At 65.8% G+C, this 16,090-nt stretch carries 9 protein-coding genes; 5 read left to right on the top strand and 4 right to left on the bottom strand.

What is annotated here, in order from left to right:
• Positions 1-3: 3 nt before the first annotated feature.
• The 4 genes from IAG41_RS07190 to IAG41_RS07175 form a co-directional block, all read right to left on the bottom strand.
• Positions 4-2,811: a bifunctional transaldolase/phosoglucose isomerase gene (locus IAG41_RS07190; protein WP_187727957.1), complete on the bottom strand. Its 2,808-nt coding sequence runs from the start codon at positions 2,809-2,811 to the stop codon at positions 4-6.
• Positions 2,808-4,904 carry a transketolase gene (gene tkt, locus IAG41_RS07185; protein ID WP_410468074.1) on the bottom strand — a complete coding sequence of 699 codons (2,097 nt, stop codon included), beginning with the start codon at positions 4,902-4,904 and terminating at the stop codon, positions 2,808-2,810. Before tkt ends, IAG41_RS07190 begins: the two co-directional genes overlap by 4 nt.
• A gap of 74 nt (positions 4,905-4,978) precedes the next feature.
• Positions 4,979-5,671: a ribose-5-phosphate isomerase RpiA gene (gene rpiA, locus IAG41_RS07180; RefSeq protein WP_187727956.1), complete on the bottom strand. Its 693-nt coding sequence runs from the start codon at positions 5,669-5,671 to the stop codon at positions 4,979-4,981.
• Positions 5,672-5,697: 26 nt separating this feature from the next.
• On the bottom strand, positions 5,698-6,711 hold the full coding sequence (locus IAG41_RS07175) for a LacI family DNA-binding transcriptional regulator (protein ID WP_187727955.1): 1,014 nt from the start codon (positions 6,709-6,711) through the stop codon (positions 5,698-5,700).
• A gap of 58 nt (positions 6,712-6,769) precedes the next feature.
• Here IAG41_RS07175 and IAG41_RS07170 point away from each other — a divergent pair, with 58 nt between their 5' ends.
• The 5 genes from IAG41_RS07170 to IAG41_RS07150 all read left to right on the top strand — a co-directional run bounded on the left by IAG41_RS07170 (position 6,770) and on the right by IAG41_RS07150 (position 16,084).
• On the top strand, positions 6,770-8,311 hold the full coding sequence (locus IAG41_RS07170) for an MFS transporter (protein WP_262408536.1): 1,542 nt from the start codon (positions 6,770-6,772) through the stop codon (positions 8,309-8,311).
• 227 nt (positions 8,312-8,538) lie between these two features.
• On the top strand, positions 8,539-11,976 hold the full coding sequence (locus IAG41_RS07165; protein ID WP_187727954.1) for a TonB-dependent receptor: 3,438 nt from the start codon (positions 8,539-8,541) through the stop codon (positions 11,974-11,976).
• Between the two features lie 72 nt (positions 11,977-12,048).
• Positions 12,049-13,590 (top strand): tryptophan halogenase family protein, encoded by a 1,542-nt coding sequence (locus IAG41_RS07160; RefSeq protein ID WP_187727953.1) that lies wholly within the window; start codon positions 12,049-12,051, stop codon positions 13,588-13,590.
• Positions 13,587-15,077, top strand: a complete 1,491-nt coding sequence (locus tag IAG41_RS07155; protein ID WP_187727952.1) for a tryptophan 7-halogenase — start codon at positions 13,587-13,589, stop codon at positions 15,075-15,077. Before IAG41_RS07160 ends, IAG41_RS07155 begins: the two co-directional genes overlap by 4 nt.
• Positions 15,074-16,084 (top strand): cupin-like domain-containing protein, encoded by a 1,011-nt coding sequence (locus IAG41_RS07150; protein ID WP_187727951.1) that lies wholly within the window; start codon positions 15,074-15,076, stop codon positions 16,082-16,084. The genes IAG41_RS07155 and IAG41_RS07150 overlap by 4 nt, the downstream gene beginning before the upstream one ends.
• Positions 16,085-16,090 lie beyond the last annotated feature (6 nt).

Raw genomic sequence — 16,090 nt, 5'->3', positions numbered from 1 at the left:
TCTTCAGGGACGGACGGCCGCGCGGACGGCCTCGACGAGCGCGGCGATGCCGCGGCCGCCGCGATGGAGATGGACGCGCATCACGCGCTGGCCGCGCGCCGCCAGCACATCCATGTCGCCGCGGGCCTGAGCAAGCTGCACCGTGCCGAAGCTGGCGCGGTGGCCCGGAATGGCAAGGTCGGGTTCGGGGTCGCGCGTGATGACGAGGAAATCGCCGGTCGCGGGGCCGCCCTTGTAGGCCTGGCCCGTCGAATGGAGAAAGCGCGGGCCGAAGCCGGCGACGGTCGCGACTTGCGTCGCGTCGCGAACGGCAACGCGCATCGCCTCGATAGCCTCGGCATTCTCGGCATTCCGCTCGATATAAGCGAGGAAGCCCGCATAGCGGGGCGGGAAGAGCTCGGCGAAGTGGAGGCGCACCAGTTCGACTGGATCGGTCGCGGCGAATTCGCTGCTGCCGGGTCCGAAGATCGCGAAATCGGGCGTGTCGACGATCGGCGTCGCGGGCTCCAGCGCACCGGTCCGCTCATAAGCATCGACCAGCTTGCGGGTCGCGATCTTGGCATCCTCGACATCGGGCTGGTCGAACGGGTCGATCCCGATCACCGCGCCGGCGATGGCGGTGGCGATCTCCCAGCGGAAGAATTCCTGGCCGATCAGCTCGGGCCTCCCGACGCGGATGGTGACCAGCGGCTGGCCGGCCGCGACCAGCGCCTCCAGCTTCGCTTCGAGTGCAACATCCTCGTCGCCTTCGAGATGGAGATGCACGAACAACCGGTCGGTGCCGTAGGACACGGCTTCGCCGCCGGGCTCGAGATCGACGGGAATGATGCCTTTGCCCTGCTTGCCGGTGCTTTCGGCAACCAATTGCTCAAGCCACGCCCCGAATGGCGCCAGGCCGGGCGAGGGGAGGATGGTGAGCTTGTCGCGCCCGGACAGCGCCGCCTCACCCAGGATCGCGCCCAGGCGGACGCCGGGATTGGCCGCGGGTGGCACATCGGCCCCGCAGGCGAAAACCATCGGCGCAGTCGCCTCGAAAAAGGCGCTGGTGTCGATGCCCATTGCCGCCGCCGGCACCATGCCGAACGCCGAGAGCACCGAATAGCGGCCGCCGATTGCGGGATCGCCGGGGAAGATCATCGCAAAGCCGTCCGCCTTGGCGGTCGCCTCCAGCTTCGATCCGGGATCGGTGACCGCGACGAAGCGGCTGCCATCCTTGCCCGACAGCGCCCAGAAGTAGGCGCGTAGCAATTCGGGCTCCATCGTCGAACCCGATTTGGACGAGACGATGAACAGCGCTTCCTTGGGGTCGATCGCGGCGGCGACGGTGGCGATCTGACCGGGGTCGGTGGTGTTGAGGACATGGAGGCGTGGGCTCCCCTCTGCATTGCCGAGGATCAGCGAGAGCACTTCCGGCCCCAGGCTCGATCCGCCCATGCCGAGCAGAACCGCGTCCTTGTGGCCCCGGGCGCGTTCGGCGAGCGTCTTCAGTGCTTCGGGATCGACCTGTTCGCCGCGCGCGGCGGCGAGCCAGCCGAGCCACTTGGCTTCGTCCTTGCCGGTCCATAGCGACGCATCGCCCTGCCACAGCCGGCGGGGCCAAGCCTGGGCCCGGGCGGTTTCGAGACGGGCTTCTACCGCTTTGTCTAGGGCAGCGGGGAGGGTGGCCTCCATCGCATTCTCGCGGTCGCCAAGGAACGCCGTGCGCTTGGCCGCCACTGCGCCAAGCAGCGCATCGGCGGCATCGGCGAACAGCTTGACGCCTTCGGGGACCAGGGCGGCGGTGACATCGTCGAGTCCGAGACCGAGCCGCTTCGCCTCGGCGATGATGTGGCGGGCGCCGTCCAGATCCTCGGTCAGCGTGTCGTGCACGGTGCCATGGTCGCGGAACGCGTCCATCGTCTTGGGCGGGATCGTGTTGACCGTGTCCGGCCCAATCAGCGAGTCGATATAGAGCGTGTCGGGATAGGCCGGATCCTTGACGCCGGTTGATGCCCAGAGCAGCCGCTGCGGCATCGCGCCCTTGGCGGCCAGCGCCTGCCAGCGCGGGCTCGCGATCATCTCCTGGTACCAGGCATAGGCAAGCTTGGCGTTGGCGATCGCGACCTTGCCGCGCAGCGCCTTCAGCGCGTCGCTATCAGCATCGCCCGCGGCGACACGGGCGTCGATCGCCTTGTCGATCTTCGCGTCGATGCGGCTGACGAAGAAGCTGGCGACGCTCGCGATCCCGTCGATCGGCTCGCCTTTCGCTACGCGCGCCTCCAGGCCGTGGAGATAGGCTCCCGCCACCGCCTGATAGGCGGCGAGCGAGAACAGCAACGTGACGTTGATGTTGATCCCGTCCTCGATCAGCGTGCGGATCGCGGGGGTGCCGGCATGGGTCCCGGGCACCTTGATCATCAGGTTCGGTACATCGACCGCGGCCCATAGCCGCCGGGCCTCGTCGATCGTCGCCTGGGTCGCGTCCGCGAGATAAGGGGATACTTCGAGGCTGACATAACCGTCGCGACGCTCCAGCCGGTCATAGACCGGGCGTAGATCGGCCGCCGCGGCCTGGATGTCGGCGATGGCCTGGCTCTCATACAGGTCCTGGACGCTGGCATCCCCTTTGCCCAGGAAGGCGGCGAAGCCGGTATCATAGGCGTCGCTATGGCCCATCGCCTTTTCGAAGATCGAGGGGTTGGAGGTGACTCCGGTCAGTCCATCCTCCTCGACGAGCTTGCGCAGGCCGCCCTCGTTCAGGAAATTACGGTCGACAAAGTCGAGCCACACGGCCTGGCCGGCCTCGCCGAGCTGCTTCAGGCGATTGGTCATTTGTTCTTCTCGATAAGCGTGCGCGCGACGGCGCAGATATTCTCAACGGTGAAGCCGAACTTGTCCTGTAGTGCTGCCAAGGGGGCCGAGGCTCCGAAGGACTTCATCGTGATCGTGGCCCCGTACGGGCCGACATAGCGGTCCCAGCCGAGCGGCCCGGCCTGTTCCACCGCGAGGCGGACGCGCACAGCATTAGGAAATACCGACTGGCGATAGGCGTCGTCCTGCTGCTCGAACAGATACCAGCTCGGCAAGGACACGACCCGCGACCGGACGCCGTCGGCGGTGAGCCTTTCATGCGCAGCGACGACCATCGGCAGTTCGCTTCCGGTCCCGATCAGGATTATGTCCGGATTGCCGTCCTCGGCATCGGCGAGGATATAGCCGCCTTTCTCCAGTCCGTCGGCCGAGGCGTATTTCGCGCGGTCGAGTGTGGGGATGGCCTGGCGGGAGAGGATGAGCGCGGTCGGCTCGTGCGTGTGCGACAACGCGACCCTCCACGCCGCCGCGACTTCGTTGGCGTCGCCGGGGCGAATCGTGTCGAGACCGGGGATCGCCCGCAGCGTAGCGAGATGCTCGATCGGCTGGTGCGTCGGCCCGTCCTCGCCCACGCCGATGCTGTCATGGGTGAAGACGAACACGACGGGCAACTCCATGATCGCGGCCAGCCGGATCGGCGCGCGCATATAATCTGCGAAGACGAGGAATGTCGCGCAATATGGACGCAAGTATGAGAGCGCCATGCCATTGGAGATCGCTCCCATCGCATGTTCGCGCACGCCGAAATGCATGTTGCGGCCGCCATAGTCGCCGGGCTCGAACGATCCGGCACCGTCGAAGGTGAGGTTGGTCTTGGTCGAGGGCGAGAGATCCGCGGCACCGCCCATCAGCATCGGCACATGCTGGGCGATCGCGTTGAGCACCTTGCCGCCCGCGTCGCGCGAGGCCACGCCCTTGGCGTCTGGCGGGAAGCTCGGAATGTCGGACTGCCAGCCCTCGGGCAGCTTGCCCTGGCGGAGCAGGTCGAGCTCGGCGGCTTCGGCCGGGAAGGCCTCGCGATAGCGCTCGAACAGCGCTTCCCAGGCATCCCGCGCTGGTTTGCCACGGCTCGCCACCGCCTTGGTGAAAGCCTCCTGAACGCCGTCAGGCACCAGGAACTGTGCATCCTCGGGCCAGCCATAAGCGCGCTTGGTCGCGCGGACATTGTCCTCGCCCAGTGCCTCGCCATGCGCCTTCTCGCTGCCGGCGCGCGGGGAACCCCAGCCGATCACCGAATGGACGAGGATGAAGGTCGGACGATCGTCGGTGGCGCGAAACGCTGCGAGGGCCTGCTCCACGGCATTGGTATCGTTGGCGTCGTCGACATGAAGGACGTTCCAGCCATAGGCCTCGAACCGTTTGCCGACATCCTCGTCGAAAGCGAGGGCAGTTGATCCCTCGATCGTGATCTGGTTGCTGTCGTAGATCCAGCACAGGTTGGAGAGCTTGAGGTGACCGGCGATCGATGCCGCCTCGGACGAGACGCCTTCCATCATGTCGCCGTCGCCGCACAGCACAAAGACGTCATGGTCGAAGAGCGTGAAGCCATTGCGGTTGAAGCGCGCGGCAAGCGCACACTCGGCGATCGCCATACCCACCGAATTGCCGCAGCCCTGGCCGAGGGGCCCGGTGGTGGTCTCGACGCCGGTGGTCATCCGATATTCCGGATGGCCCGGCGTCTTGGAGTCGAGCTGGCGGAATGCCTTGATGTCGTCGAGGCTCACCGCCGGCTTGCCGGTTGGCTTGCCGTCCGCGTCGATCTCGCGGACCCCGGCGAGATGCAGCACCGCATAGAGCAGCATCGAGGCATGTCCGACCGACAGGACGAACCGGTCCCGATTGGGCCAGTCCGGCGCCTCCGGATCGTAGCGCAGGAAATCATGCCACAGCGTGTAGGCGACCGGAGCGAGTGCCATCGGCGTGCCCGGATGGCCCGAATTCGCCTTTTGCACGGCATCCATGGCCAGGGTGCGGATAGTGTCGATCGCGAGGCGGGTGGGGGAGCCGTCTTCGTGCAGGCCCGCGGCGGCGGTGGGAGCTTCGATCATCGTCATCCTTGATCCTTGTAAGCGCCAAACGAGGAACCAATGGGAAGGATGCCGCCGGACACCGGATTTCGAACGTAAACCTAGAACCGCCTGTCGCGCCGGGTGACACCCACCTCCGTCCCGAGATAGATGGTGTCGATTTCGCGCAGGAACAGGCCGTGCCCGAGCAGGCCTGGCAAATTTGACAGGAACGTCGCCAGCGCGTCGGGATCGGCGATCGGACCGAAGGCGCAATCGAGTACCATATTGTTCTGATCGGTGCGGAAGGCGGCGCCGTCCGCAGCCATCCGCAGCGACGGTACCCCTCCGAGGCGTTCGATCCGCCGCTCCAGAAATGCCTGCGCGAACGGCAATATCTCGACAGGCACCGGCTTGGCGCCGAGTTGCGCCACGTCCTTGGAAGAGTCGGCGATGGCGATCATCCGCGCGGCGGCGGAAGCGACGATCTTCTCGCACAGCATCGCGCCGCCGGCGCCCTTGATCGCGCGCAACTGTGGGTCGATCTCGTCGACGCCGTCGATGCACAGGTCGATCGCGGCGACATTGGCGAAATCGATCACGCGGATGCCGGCGGCACGCGCGGCCTCGGCGGTACGGTGCGACGTGGCGACCGCGTCGACGGCGAGGCCGGCCGACACCCGTGCCGCAAGCGCCGCGATCGCATGAGCGGCGGTGGTGCCGGTGCCGAGACCGACGATCATGCCGCTCGCGACTTCCGCCACTGCGGCCTCGGCCGCGGCGTGCTTGCGGTCCTCGATCGAAGGCGTCGCCATCTCAGTGCATCCCGTGCCGTATTCCCTCAGCCCCCGCAGGACTCACGAACGATAAGTTCAGTAGGCAAGCGCTTGCTTTCCTGATGATCGTCCTTGTCCATGATCCGCGAGACGAGCAGCCGCCCGGCCTCGAACGTATCCTGGCGCACCGTCGTGAGCGTTGGGGTGCTCAGGCGGCTCAGCAGCATATCGTCATAGCCGACTACCGAGACGTCCTGCGGCACGGAGACCCCGCCGCGGCGCAGCGCCTGCATCGCGCCCAGCGCGATCAGGTCGCTCGTTGCGACGATCCCGTCGAACTTCACCCCGCGGCGAAGCAGGCCGCTTACCGCCGCAAAGGCGGATTCGAGCTCGAACTCGACCGTGAGGATGCGGTCGGGATCGGGTTCCAGGCCGCTTTCGGTCAGCGCGTCGAGATAGCCGCGGCGGCGCTGCATCGCTTCGGGATCGCTGCCGCCCAGGAAGATGATCCGGCTGCGGCCCAGTCGCGCGAGGTGCCGGGTGGCACGCCTGCCGCCGAGCAGATTGTCCGATCCGATCGAGCAATAACGCTGCCCCGGCAGATGCGCACCCCACACCACGAAGCGCGCGCCGGTATCCGCCAGCTGGTTGAACTCGTCGTGAAGCATGCTCTGGCCGAGGAAGATCACACCGTCCGCCCGGCTGGTCGTCGTCGCGATAACGAGGTCGTCGAAGCTGGTCGGAGAGCTATGGCTGACGGTGAAGTCGCAGTCCCGCTCGCGTGCCGCTTCGCCAATATTGGCCAGCAGCTCGAGGAAGAAGGGGTGCGACAGCGGGAGAGGGCGGCCGCGCATCACCGGGGTGACGATCGCGATCGATCCGACGGCGCCGATCGGGCCAGTCGGCATGGTCGGCTTGAACGGATAGTCGTGATCGCGCGCGAGCGCCCAGATCCGCTGCTTGGTCCGCGTGCTGATCAGCGGATGATCGTTGAGTGCGCGCGACACCGTCGATGCCGACACGCCCGCCAGTCGTGCCAGATCCTGCAGGGTGGTATTGTTATTGCTATTGCTGCCCATTGGACCCAAGCTGTCGGCGATGCCGAATACGGCCCATTAGCGCATTGAGAGGGGCCCTTTGCAAGCGATCAAGCGGCGATCGTCCGGCGCGGGGCGTTTCGGCTCCGATCCGTCGCTCCGTCCACCGGCCTGGCAGCTCTGGAATATGTGCCTCGGGCTGTTCGGCGTGCAGGTCGTCTGGGGCCTGCAGAACGTCAACACCAGCCGCATCTTTCAGACGCTCGGCGCCAATGTCGACGAACTGGCGCTGCTGTGGATCGCGGCGCCGATCACCGGGCTGCTCGTCCAGCCGGTCATCGGGCATCTGAGCGACCGTACCTGGGGTCCGCTGGGCCGCCGCCGGCCCTATATCGTGGCGGGCGCGCTGCTCACCGCACTGGCACTGGTTGCGATGCCGGTCGCGACGACTCTCTGGTCGGCAAGCCTGATGCTGTGGCTGCTCACCGCCGCGATCAACATCGCGATGGAGCCGTTCCGCGCGCTTGTCGCCGATACGCTGCCCGAGCCGCGGCGCACTTCGGCCTATGCCTTGCAGGTGTTCTTCATCGGGGCAGGGGCGGTGTTCGCCTCGGCGCTGCCCTGGATGCTGACCAACTGGTTCGGCCTGGGCGGGCAATCGCCGGGCGCGCATGCGGAATCGGTCGGCGCCGCCTATGTGATCGGCGCCGTCGTGCTGCTGGCGACGGTAGGCTGGTCGGTGGCGACGACGCGCGAGCGGCCGCCAGAGCAACTCGCACCCGGCCCGGAAGAAGTGCCCCATCCCGAGGTGCCCAGCGCGAGCGGCGCCGCGGCACTGGTGTTCAGTGGAATTGCCTGGACCGCGGGCGGGCTGGCGCTTGCCGGGGTCACCGCTTTCTTGGGATCCGCCCGCGAGCTCTATCTGGTTGCAGGAATCGCTGCCATTTTCGGCGTGCTCCAGTTCGGCGCGGTGCTGCTGCGCCGTAGCGGCCGCGCCTCGATCGGCATGATCGTCATCGTCGAGGATATCCTCCACATGCCGCTGGTGCTGAAGCGCCTGGCGATCGTCCAGTTCTTCACCTGGTTCGGAATGTTCGCGCTCTGGGTGTACGCGATTCCGGCCGTTGCCGCGCTCGATTTCGGCACGGTCGATCCGGCCTCGCCCGCTTATGGCGAAAGCGCGGATTGGGTCGGCATGTTGTTCGCCGAGTATAACGCGGTCGCCGCCGTCGCAGCCCTGCTCCTGCCGTTCGTCGCGCGGCACATCGGCCGGCGTGCCTGCCATGCCATCTGTCTCGCTTGTGGCGCGCTCGGCATGCTGGGCTTCGCCACGATGCATCAGGCGCACGATCTGTGGCTGCCAGCGCTTGGCATCGGCATCGCCTGGGCGGCGATCCTCTCGCTGCCCTATGCGATGCTGTCGGACGGCGTGCCCGCGCGGAAGATGGGCGTCTATATGGGCATCCATAACATCTTCATCGTCCTGCCCCAGCTGGTCGCGGCATCGACCATGGGGTTCGTCGTGCGCGTGCCGTTCGACGGCCATGCCGAAGGCGCGCTGATCGTCGGCGCTGCCGCGCTTATCGTCGGCGCTTGCCTCGCGCTCACCATTCCATCGGGACGCCGTAGCCAAGAGATTTAATGCAATATTGCATTAAATCTACCCGCCGGCAATGCTGAGGAATCTCCAATTTCGCGAATGAAACCCCCTCATAGGAGGGGAATGTGCGGGAAACTGGTAGCGCTACCCAAAGAATCCCACTTGCAAGCAATGCAAAAATACGCAATTTTACGCAAAGATTGCAGCGCCGGTGATACCGCGCGCCCATAACGCCTCCGCAAAAGCGGAGCACAAAAGGGGAGGAAGGCATGAGAGACCTCGACTCGAGTCGTCGATTTCGCGCATTGAATTGCGGCGTTTCGCTTTGCGCACTGGCGGCGATGGGCTTCGCCTCGGCGGCACACGCGCAGACCGCCGATACGCCGTCACAGGCACAACAGGCATCGAGCGCAAGCGCCCAGGCGGGCGAAGACGCGACCGACGACGGCCAGGCGATCGTCGTCGTTGGCGTCCGTGCTGCGCTCGACACCTCGCAGAACATCAAGAAGAACGCCGACACCTTCGTCGATTCGATCACCGCGACCGATATCGGCGCCTTCCCGGACAAATCGGCAGCCGAAGCGCTGGCCCGCGTGCCGGGCATCACGGTCAATCGCCTCCAATCCGCGGACGACAGCACCCACCCCTCGGGCGAGCCAACCGGCGTGCTGATCCGCGGCCTCCCTCAGGTCCGGACCGAATTCAACGGCCGCGACAGCTTCTCGGCGGATTCGGCGCGCGGACTCCAGTTCAACGACGTCTCGCCCGAACTGCTGGCCGGCGTCGATGCCTATAAGAACCAGACCGCGGAGATGATCGAGGGCGGCATCGCCGGCACTGTCAACCTGCGCACGCGCCTGCCGTTCGATCAGAAGGGCCTGCTGGTCACCGGCAACTTCAAATATAATTATGGCGATCGCTCGGAGCGCTGGACGCCCGAATTCTCGGCGCTGATCAGCAACACCTGGGAGACGCCGATCGGCCGTTTCGGTCTGCTGGCGGACTATGCCCAGAGCCATGTGATCACGCGTACCGAGAGCGTGATCATGGACAAGATCGACACCTATTGCACCGCGGGCTTCGGCACGCCGGCCGCGGGCAACGTCACCTCGGGCGGCGCGATCGGCTGCACGGCCAATCCGTTCGGCGGCACCAATTTCGCGCTGATTCCGGACGGCATCCGCTATTCCGAGGTCGACTACGACCGCAAGCGCCGCGGCATCGCGGTTGCTGGCCAGTATGAGAACAACAGCGGCACCCTTCGCGCGACCGTGCAATATGTCGATTCGCACTATCGCAACGGCTGGTTCGAGCGGGCGAGCCACGCGATCATCGAGGGCACCTATTTCAATACGCCGGCATTCAACCCGCGCACCTCATCGAACATCGGGCCGGCAGACGGTACGGGGCCGCTGGTGTTCGGGGCGGACGGCATGCTCCAGTCGGGCACGCTGACCCAGCCGCATGGCAGCTTCAGCGGCACCTGGGAAAGCGTGCAGGCGGCGATCAACGCCGGCTCGGCGGTCCCTGGCATCCCCTTCGTCAACAATTGCGCCGCACCGTCGGTCTGCTCGACGCTCCGCGATGGCCTCTACCTGCAGAACGAGGCGCGCAATTTCGCCCACCGGGAAGGCACGCGCGACTTTTCGGGCAACATCAAGTGGGACGTGAGCGACCGACTGCACGTCAATCTCGACGGCCAATATATCGAGGCCTCGACCTATAATAACGATATTCTGGTCGCCACCGGATCGATGGCGAATTACCAGTACAGCGTGAACGGCGACGGGACGCCGCAGATCAAGCTGCTGCCGGGTTCGAACGTGAACTATGCGACGGGCGGCCTCGCCAATCCGCACAATTACTGGCTCCCGTTCATCCAGGGCCATGTCGAGGACAATAATGCCGACGAGGTCGCGCTGCGCGGCGACATGGAATATGAATTCGGCGAAGGCGGCTGGCTGGACTCGCTGAAGGTCGGCGTCCGCTATGCCGATCGCCATCAGAAGGTGCGCTACTCGACCTTCAACTGGTCCCCGATCGCGGCGAACTGGAACTGCAACGGGCCGGGCTTCAACATCGATAACACTACCGGCGGAGCGTATCCGACCAACACCGGCAATTGCGGCGGCAATGCCGGACACGCACCGTTCACCGGCTATGGCGCGGGGATCTGGGAATCCTACGACATGAGTGGCCTGTACGACGGCAACGTCTACAACAACGGCTCGCTCGTCTTCCTCAACCGCGACACGCTGAAGGATTTCGGCCGGCTGATCAATTCGCTCAGCGCCGCCAAGACCAATTCGCCGCTGCTGCCGGGCTATTCCGCGATCTGCGACCGAGCCGAGGCGACCGTCGACGATTGCTTCACGCCGGGCGAGGTTATGGAGGTCCGCGAGAAGACCGAGGCGGCCTATGCGATGCTGCGCTTCGGCGGGGACGACAAGATGATCGGCGGCGTCAACGTGGTCGGCAATGTTGGCGTGCGCGTAGTCAAGACGCGCGAGATTAGCGACGGCAGCGTCGCCTTCCCCGCGGCCAGCGTCTTCAACAACCTGCCGGCGTGCGGCACGCCACTGACCGGCAACAACATCGTCAATCCAAGCTGCTATCTGACGCCCGCCATCCTGGGGTTCGCGAACGGCAGCGCCACGGCCAACACCTACAAGGCCTCGACGACCGACTGGTTGCCGAGCTTCAACGTCCGGTTCGGGCTGGATGACAAGAACTTCATCCGCTTCGCATATTCGCGGGCGCTGTCGCGTCCCGATTTCGGCTATCTGCGCAACACCGTCGCGATCAACTCGTTCCTGTCCAACACAGGGCCGGACTCGCCCTATATCGTCTATAACTCGCCGAACGCGGCACACACCGCCGCGAACGTCGTCGGATACAATTTCATTTTCGCAGCCAATGCCGGCAATGCCGGTCTGAAACCGGTGACGGCCGACCAGTTCGACCTGTCGTTCGAGCGTTATATGGGCCGCAGCAGCTCGTTCACGTTGAGCGGTTTCTACAAGAAGCTCAACAACAGCATCAGCTTCGGCCAGTTCAACCGCACCTTCACCAATAACGGCTCGACCCAGACGATCCAGCTGCTCGGGCCGCACAATGCGGACGACGGCGGCGAGTTGGTGGGTTTCGAGGCGGCGTACCAGTCGTTCTTCGACTTCCTGCCGGGGCTGCTGAGCGGTTTGGGCACGCAGCTCAACTACACCTATGTCCACCAGTCCGGGATCAACAATTCCAACCTGATCAACGCCTCGTCGAGCGGCGATGTCGGCGCGGTAGGCATCGGCCAGCCGGCGCTGGGCGGAACCGGAAACGTGATCGACTCGCATCGCCTGGCGGGCATCTCCGATCACACGTTCAACGCGGTCATGCTCTACGAAAAGGGCCCGGTCGGCTTTCGCCTCGCCTATAATTGGCGCTCGCGGTACCTGACCCAGAATCTCGACTGCTGCATCGGGCTGCCGGTGTTCCAGAAGGCGGCGGGATATCTGGACGGGTCGCTCCGCTTCTCGGTCAACCGCTTCGTCGAACTGTCCGTCGACGCTTCGAACCTGCTCAACACCAAGAGCGTCTACCAGCAGCAGATCTTCGGGGACTCGCCGGCGACACCGAATGCCAAGCCGGTGTTCCAGGACTCCGCCTGGAGCCGGGTTGACCGCCGCTTCCAGTTCGGAGTGCGCGCGAAATTCTGACTACCCTCCCTCGCGCCGCCGCGATCCCTTCGTGGCGGCGCGCCCTTTTTGGGTGCCGAGGAGCAGTCGGCCATGCCAACTGAGAGCGAAGCAAACGACCCCCTGAAGATCGTCATCCTGGGCGGCGGGACCGCCGGCTGGATGTGCGCCGCCGGGCTCGTCCGGCACCTGGACCCGCGCGACTATCAGATCACCCTGATCGAATCCGACGAGATCGGCACGGTGGGCGTCGGCGAGGCCACGCTGCCGCATATCAAGATCTTCAACGACGGGCTCGGCATCGACGAGGCGCGCTTCATGGCGGAGACGCGCGCGACCTTCAAACTCGGCATCGAGTTCCGCGACTGGGACCGGCCCGGCGACAGCTATATCCATCCCTTCGGCGCGTTCGGAGAGCCCTGGGGCGGCGTGCAGTTCCAGCACCACTGGCTGCGGGCGCGCCAGGCGGGCAGGGCGGTCAAGCCGATCGAGGCCTATTCCTTCGCGGTCATGGCGGCGCGCGCGCGCGTCTTCGAATTTCCCAACGAAGACCCCGGTTCGATCCGCTCGACCTTTTCGTATGCCTATCATTTCGACGCCGGGCTCTATGCCGAGTTCCTGCGCCGCTGGGCGATCGAACGCGGCGTGACGCGGATCGAAGGCATGGTGCAGAGCGTGGCGCGCGCGCCCCAAAGTGGCGACGTCACCGCGCTAACATTGCAATCGGGGCAGGCGATCGCGGGCAATCTGTTCGTCGATTGCTCGGGCTTTCGCGCGCTGCTCGTCGGCCAGACGATGGAGGTCGGCTGGCAGGACTGGAGCGAATGGTTGCCTTGCGATCGCGCGCTGGCGGTACCGAGCGAACGCGCCGAGGACTTCACGCCCTTCACCCGCGCCACCGCGCGCGAGGCCGGCTGGACCTGGCGTATTCCGCTCCAGCACCGGACCGGCAACGGCTATGTCTTCTCCAGCCGGTTCACCGACGAGGACCGCGCGCGTGAGACGCTGCTCGCCGCGCTGGACGGCGCGCCGATCGCCGAGCCGCGGCTGCTGCGCTTCAGGGCGGGGCGCCGGCTGCAGGGCTGGCGCGGCAACTGCGTCGCGATCGGGCTGGCGAGCGGGTTTCTCGAGCCGCTCGAATCGACCAGCATCTTCCTGATCCAGGCGGGCGTGCACGATCTGATCACGCTGATGCCGAAGCGCGGGGGCGACCGCGCGGATCCCCGTCTCGCGGCCGAGTTCAACCGGCTGTTCGAGATGCAATATGATCGCGTCCGCGATTTCCTGGTGCTGCACTACACCGCCAATCGGCGCCTGGGTGAGCCACTATGGGATCATGTTCGCACCATGGCGCTGCCCGACAGCCTGCAGCACAAGATCGCCCTGTTCGAGGCACGAGGCGCGGCGCCCGATTACCGGTTCGGCCTGTTCGCGCGCGACAGCTGGCTCTCGGTGCTGATCGGCCAGGGCGTCGAGCCTCGCGCCTATGACCGGCTCGCCGATGCGCTCGAACTGGACGATATCGAGGAACGGCTCGGCTATTTCGCGAACCGGATTGCGCTGAACGTCAGCGCGATGACCTCGCACGCGGACTTCATCGATTCCTATTGCGTACTCGATCGGGTGCCGGCGTGAGCGGGCCGGTCTCGCGCGTCGTCCTGGTCGGCCAGGACGCGCCGCTCTGGCTTGCGGCCAGCGTGATCCGCGCGGCGCTTGCGCCCGCGGGCGTCACGGTAGAGGTCGTCTCGCTGCCATCGACGATCGACGCCTCGCACGTCTATGTCACCCAGCCGGCCCTCGAAGCGCTGCACAACATCCTGCGCATCTCCGAGACCAATTTGCTCAGGGCGACGCGCGGCAGCTTTTCGCTAGGGCAGCGATTTATCGATGGTGCGGGCATGCAGCCGCCGTTCTTCCACGCTTATGGTTCGCATGGCGCGCCGGTCGAGGGGAAGGAATTCCTTGCCTACTGGCTCAAGGCGCGGCGTCATGGCCTCGCGGCGGCGTTCGGCGATTTCAGCCTGACACAAGCGGCGGCGCTCAATGGCCGCATGTTGCTTCCCGATGCGGATACCGAGATCTTCGGCCGGACCGACTATGGCTATCACCTGCCCGCGGCCGCTTATGCGCGGAGCCTCCGCGCGCTGGTGAAGCAGGACGGCACGATTGTGCACGAAACTGCCGGCCTAGTTGTCGAGAAGCATGACAATGGCGCGATCGCGGCCGTGGGGCTGGACGACGGCTTGCGGGTCGCGGGAGACTTTTTCGTCGATGCCAGCGATCTGGGGCTGCTGATCGGCCACATGCCGGGGACCGAGTGGTTGAGCTGGCGCGATATCGTTCCCGCCGATCGCGTGTTGCGCGCGCGGGGTCCTCGGATGCGCAGCATTCCGGCTTATGGCCAGGTCGTCGCGACCGACTGGGGCTGGGCGAGCCTCCATCCCAGCCAGGAGCAGACGCACCTTGTCGCTGCCTTTTCGACCGAAGCAGCCGAGGAGAAGGTGTTTGACGGGCTGCCCTCGCTCTGTGGCTTCGTGCCCGCTGAAGTCTCGCTTTTGGCCTCGGATCCGGGGCGACACGGGGCACCTTGGGTAGCGAACTGCGTGGCAATTGGGCCAGCGTCCGCGCGTTTCGATCCGCTGCACGGCATCGAGATGCTTGGCGTCCAGCTGAGCCTGGTCCATTTGCTGTCGCGCTTTCCCGCCACCGCCGACTTCGCCGCCGAGCGCCGCGACTATAACGAGGCGATGGCGCGGCTGCTGGACCGGCTCTGCGATTTCCAGGCGGCGCACTACCGGCTGGCCCGCTATGCCGGCGACTTCTGGGACAAGGCGCGCGCCTGCTGCTGCCCCGTCACACTGGCGCACAAGATCGATACCTTTGCGGCACGTGGCCAGATCGCGGTGCTCGAGGATGAGAGTTTTCCGAACGACAGCTGGCACGCGCTGTTCCTGGGTCACGGGCTGATCTCCAACAGCTGGATTCCCGAGATCGACCCGGTCGCGCCGGAGCTCATGCATACCGAATTCCGCCGCATGCTGGGTTTCATCAAGGACAAGGTGCTCGCTCAACCCAACCATGACCAGTATCTCGCCGGTCTGCGGCCGGCCGCACCACGATGACAATGCTCGATGATCTGCCGCGTATTGCGGAGCGCAGTGTCTCGACGCCCGAAGCGCTGGCCGAATTGGTCGAACAGGGCCAGCCGGCCGTCGTCCAGGGGCTCGCCGCCCTGTGGCCATCGGTGGCGGCCGGGCGCCGCTCGCCCGATGTGCTCAACACCTATTTGCGGGCGATGGGCGAGGGTGTTTCCGTACCTGTAATGGAAGCGCCGGCCGCTGCGCTTGGGCACTTCGGCTATGGACCCGATCTGAGCGAGTTCAGCTTCACCAAGCGGCAAAGACCATTGGGCGAGACGCTCGACCGGATTGCCGCGCTTGCCGGCCGGGCCGAGGCGCCGGTCGTGGCGATCCAGATGCTGCCACTTGCACAACTGCCCGGCTTCGCGCCGGAAAACCCGATGCCGCTAGTGCCGGGCGACACGACGCCGCGGCTCTGGCTCGGCGGGCCGGTCAAGACGCAGATCCACAATGACCGCGACCACAACCTGGCGGTGGTGATCGCGGGCCAGCGGCGTTTCGTGCTGTTTCCGCCCGATCAGGTCGGCAATCTCTATATCGGCCCGCCGGACAATCCACCGCCGCTGTCGCTGGTCGATCCGGAGGCGCCCGATCTCGCGCACTTTCCGCGCTTCGCCGCCGCGCTCGCCGCCGCCCGGGTCGCGCATCTCGAGCCGGGCGATGCGATCGTCATGCCGCGTTACTGGTGGCATCACGTCACCTCCGCGGCGCCCTATAACGCGATGGTCAATTACTGGTGGGGCGCGCAGCCCGACGGGCTGGAGAATCCGCACGATATCTTCCTCGCCGCGCTGCTGGCGCTGAAGGACCTTCCGGCGCCCGAGCGCGAATATTGGCGCGCGATGTTCGCCGCCTATGTCTTCCAGAGCGAAGGCGACCGCACCGATCATTTGCCGGCGATGTTGCGCGGGCCGCTCGGCAGGATGGCGTCGCGCGATCGTGCAGCACTCAAGCAGCAATTGCGAATCAGGTTGGCGCGCGGACCGTGACCGTGC

It is taken from the genome of Sphingomonas sp. JC676 (assembly GCF_014489075.1).
Taxonomy (GTDB): Bacteria; Pseudomonadota; Alphaproteobacteria; order Sphingomonadales; family Sphingomonadaceae; genus Sphingomonas.
The sequence above is the reverse complement of the archived record's forward strand: the minus strand, read 5'-3'. Positions and strand labels throughout refer to the sequence as shown.